Below are 4,278 nucleotides of genomic sequence, written 5' to 3'. Positions count from 1 at the left end.
ACCTACAACCAGGACACCATGCCGCCGTGGGGACTGCCGGGAATGGCGTCGCAGAGCGGGATCTTCAGCCACTCACTGTATGGCGGGCCAGCGAACGGCAACATGCTGCGTTTTGATGATAAAACCGGCGCGGAGGAAGTGAAGTTCCACGCGGAAAAAGATCTCAACACCACGGTGAAGAATAATGAAACACATACGGTAATGGTGGATCGCACTAAAACCATTATTAAAAATGAAACCAACAGTATTGGTGAGGACAGAAACACCACGGTAACGAAGAATGACGGCCTTTCCGTAAAACTGGCGCAGACGATCAATATCGGCACCACTTATCGTTTAGATGTTGGCGATCAATTCACGCTTCGCTGCGGCAATGCGGCGCTTGTTTTACATAAGGACGGCTCCATTGAGTTTTGTGGCAAGCAACTGATGTTACATACCAGCGATGTCATGCAACTGATTGGTAAAGGTATTGATATGAACCCGGATGGCGGCACAGCCGTAACCGCCGATGATATTGCCCCCCTTCCCACCTCTGAGTGATCTGAATTAAACCTGGAGTTCTCATGGATCGACCATACCGCATACAGGAAGGGTGTTTTGTCCTGCCTGAAACATTTACGGATCGCAGCGTCAATATTTTTATCCTGGAGGGCAATGAACGAACATCGCCCGGCCTGAATATTTCCCGCGATACGCTAAAACCTGATGAAGACCTGCCCGCCTATATTGACCGCCAGATTGCACTGATGAAAAAAAATCTCGGTCAGCACCGGGTATTGTCGCGAGCGCCTGCACAGGCAGGAACGGGCAATGATGCCCTTATGGGGGAACAAATTGCCGCCACCCATAAATCCGGGAAAACGGAAGTGTACCAGCGTCAGGCCGGGTTTATTGCAACCCCTGGCAAGGTACTGGTCTTCACCCTGACCAGTCCCCGTCCTTTTGATGATAAAGCAGACCTGCTCTGGAACACCTGGCTGGCAGGCTTTCAGCCGGATAAAAACGAATAATCACACGGAGGTGTGACCATGTATGAAGCAGCCCGTGTGGATGACCCTATCTACCACACCAGCGCGCTCGCCGGGTTTCTTATCGGCGCTATCATCGGCATCGCCATTATCGCGCTTGCCGCCTTTGCCTTCTTTAGCTGCGGTTTTCTTGCCGGGCTGATTCTGGGTTTTATGGCCGATCAAATAGCCTCCGGGGTATTGCAACTGGGCGAGGCCATCGGGCGCTCCATCCACCACACGGCAGGAAAAATCCTCACCGGTTCGGAGAATGTCAGCACCAACAGTCGCCCGGCGGCGCGCGCGGTACTGAGTACGGTGAAATGCGATAACCATATCGCAGAAAAACGCATCGCCCAGGGGTCGGAAAATATCTACATTAACAGCCAGCCTGCCGCCCGTAAGGATGACCACACCGAATGCGACGCGGTGATTGAAGACGGTTCGCCGAATGTGTTTCTCGGCGGCGGCACACAGACGGTACTGGAAATCAGTTCTGAAATTCCGGACTGGCTGCGCAAGGTGGTGGATGTATTGTTTGTCGTGGCGAGTCTGCTCGGCGGGCTGGCCGGGGCGTGGCGGCAAGCGGCAAAGCTGGGGACGAAATTTGGCACTAAATGTGCCGCTAAGTTTATCGGCGGGGAGCTTGTCGGGATGGCCGTGGGTGAGGTTATCAGCGGGCTGTTCAGCAATCCGGTGGATGTGACCACCGGGCAGAAAATCCTGCTGCCGGAAACGGACTTCACCCTGCCCGGTCGCCTGCCGGTCACCTGCTCGCGTTTTTACGCCAGCCACCTGGAAACCGTGGGACTGTTGGGACGGGGCTGGCGGCTGAACTGGGAAACCAGCCTGCGCGAGGACGATGAACACATCACGCTGACCGGCGTACAGGGGCGGGAACTGCGTTACCCGAAAACGATGCTGACGCCCGGCCACCAGATATTTGACCCGAAAGAACAGTTATACCTCAGCCGCCTGCATGACGGGCGTTACGTGCTGCATTACACCGATCGCAGCTATTACGTATTTGGTGATTTTGACAGTGACGGCATGGCATACCTGCTGTTTATGGAGACGCCGCACCGCCAGCGCATTGTCTTCGGGCACGAAGGAGGCAGACTGGTACGGATAGCCTCCAGCAGCGGGCATCACCTGTTACTGCACCGCACACAGACCCCGGCAGGGGAGCGGCTGTCGCGAATTGAACTGGTGCAGGGCGGCACCCGTGGCAATCTGGTGGAGTACCGGTATGACGATAACGGTCAACTGACCGGCGTGGTGAACCGGGCGGGAACGCAGGTGCGGCAGTTTGCTTATGAAAACGGGCTGATGACGGCGCACAGCAATGCGGCGGGGTTCACCTGCCGCTACCGCTGGCAGGAACTCGACGGCGCGCCGCGCGTGACGGAGCACGACACCAGTGACGGTGAACATTACCGCTTTGACTATGATTTTGCCGCAGGCACCACCACCGTCACCGGCAGGCAGGGGGAGTCATGGCAGTGGTGGTACGACAGGGAGACGTATATCACCGCGCACCGGACGCCGGGCGGTGGAATGTACCGCTTCACGTACAACGAAGACCACTTCCCTGTCAACATTGAGCTGCCCGGCGGTCGCACGGTGGCGTATGAATATGACATCCAGAACCGGGTGGTGAAGACGACAGATCCGGAAGGCCGGGTGACGCAGACGCAGTGGAACGGCGAGTTCGACGAAATCACGCGCACGGCGCTGGACGATGACGCTGTCTGGAAAACGCAGTACAACGCCCACGGCCAGCCAGTGCAGGAGACGGACCCGGAAGGGCGGGTGACGCAGTACGCTTACGATGAACAGGGGCAGATGTGCAGCCGGACGGATGCGGCGGGCGGCACGGTGGTGACGGCGTTCGACAGCCGGGGGCAGATGACGCTGTACACCGACTGTTCAGGGCGCAGCACAGGATATGACCACGATGAGGACGGCAACCTGACGCGGGTGACGGACGCGGAAGGGAAGGTGGTACGCATCAGCTACAACCGACTTGGGTTGCCGGAGACGGTGAACTCACCGGGGAAACAGCAGGACAGGTATACCTGGAATGCGCTGGGGCTGATGAGCAGCCACCGGCGTATCACGGGGAGCGTGGAGAGCTGGCGGTATACGCCGCGCGGTCTGCTGGCGGCGCACACGGATGAGGAGAAGCGCGAGACGCGCTGGCAGTACACGCCGGAAGGCCGGGTGGCAGCGCTGACCAACGGCAACGGGGCGCAGTACCGGTTCAGTCACGATGCGGACGGCAGGCTGGTGCGTGAGGTGCGCCCGGACGGACTGAGCCGTACTTTTATCCTGGACGACAGCGGTTATCTGACGGCGATACAGACCACGGGCACGCAGGGCGGCGTGCGGCGGGAGACGCAGCAGCGGGATGCGCTGGGCCGTCTGTTACGGACGGAGAATGAACACGGCCAGCGGACGTTCAGCTACAACCGGCTGGACCAGATAACGGCAGTGACGCTCACGCCCACGGAGGCGGGGCAACAGCAGCACCGGATGCAGGCCGACACGGTGCGTTTTGAGTATGACCGCAGCGGCTGGCTGACGGCGGAGCACGCGGGGAACGGCAGCATACGTTATCAGCGCGACGCGCTGGGCAACCCGACGGACATCACGCTGCCGGACGGGCAGCACCTGACGCATCTGTATTACGGGAGCGGGCATCTGTTACAGACGGCGCTGGACGGCCTGACGGTGAGTGAGTATGAGCGCGACAGCCTGCACCGTCAGATAATGCGCACGCAGGGGCAGCTTACGACGTACAGCGGCTATGACGATGACGGGCTGCTGAGCTGGCAGCGCAGTCTGGCGCCCGGCAGCGCCCCTGTTCTTCCCGGCCAGCGCCCGGCGCGGCAGGGCTGCGTGACGTCGAGGGACTATTACTGGAACAACCACGGCGAGGTGGGCACGATTGACGACAGCCTGCGTGGCAGCGTGGTGTACAGCTATGACAGAAGCGGTTACCTGACCGGGCGCTCAGGTCAGATGTATGACCATGACCGTTATTATTACGATAAGGCGGGCAACCTGCTGGATAACGAAGGGCAGGGTCCGGTGATGAGCAACCGGCTGCCGGGCTGTGGTCGTGACCGTTACGGCTATAACGAGTGGGGCGAGCTGACCACGCGGCGCGACCAGCAACTGGAGTGGAACGCGCAGGGGCAGCTGACGCGGGTCATCAGCGGCAACACGGAGACGCACTACGGCTACGATGCGCTGGGGAGGCGAA

General features: G+C 59.6%; 3 protein-coding genes. All 3 read left to right on the top strand.

Features of this window, described 5'->3' with window-relative positions; translation table 11 throughout:
- Positions 1 to 543 (top strand): bacteriophage T4 gp5 trimerisation domain-containing protein (locus tag ACLD4K_RS21735; RefSeq protein WP_411012484.1); only part of this gene is annotated, 543 nt, incomplete at its 5' end.
- Positions 544 to 566: 23 nt separating this feature from the next.
- Positions 567 to 1,013 carry a DcrB-related protein gene (locus ACLD4K_RS21730; RefSeq protein ID WP_411012483.1) on the top strand — a complete coding sequence of 149 codons (447 nt, stop codon included), beginning with the start codon at positions 567 to 569 and terminating at the stop codon, positions 1,011 to 1,013.
- 18 nt (positions 1,014 to 1,031) lie between these two features.
- On the top strand, positions 1,032 to 4,278 hold a 3,247-nt coding region (locus ACLD4K_RS21725), incomplete at its 3' end, for a DUF6531 domain-containing protein (protein WP_411012482.1).

The organism is Salmonella sp. 741265055_HSA (genome assembly GCF_046569525.1).
Taxonomy (GTDB): domain Bacteria; phylum Pseudomonadota; class Gammaproteobacteria; order Enterobacterales; family Enterobacteriaceae; genus Salmonella; species Salmonella enterica.
Note: the sequence above shows the minus strand (reverse complement) of the source record. Positions and strands in the feature narration are given on the sequence as shown.

What these genes read in the sequence shown, in the direction of transcription:
- ACLD4K_RS21730 (WP_411012483.1), top strand. Translation starts at nt 567, where the DNA reads ATGGATCGACCATACCGCATACAGGAAGGGTGTTTTGTCCTGCCTGAA.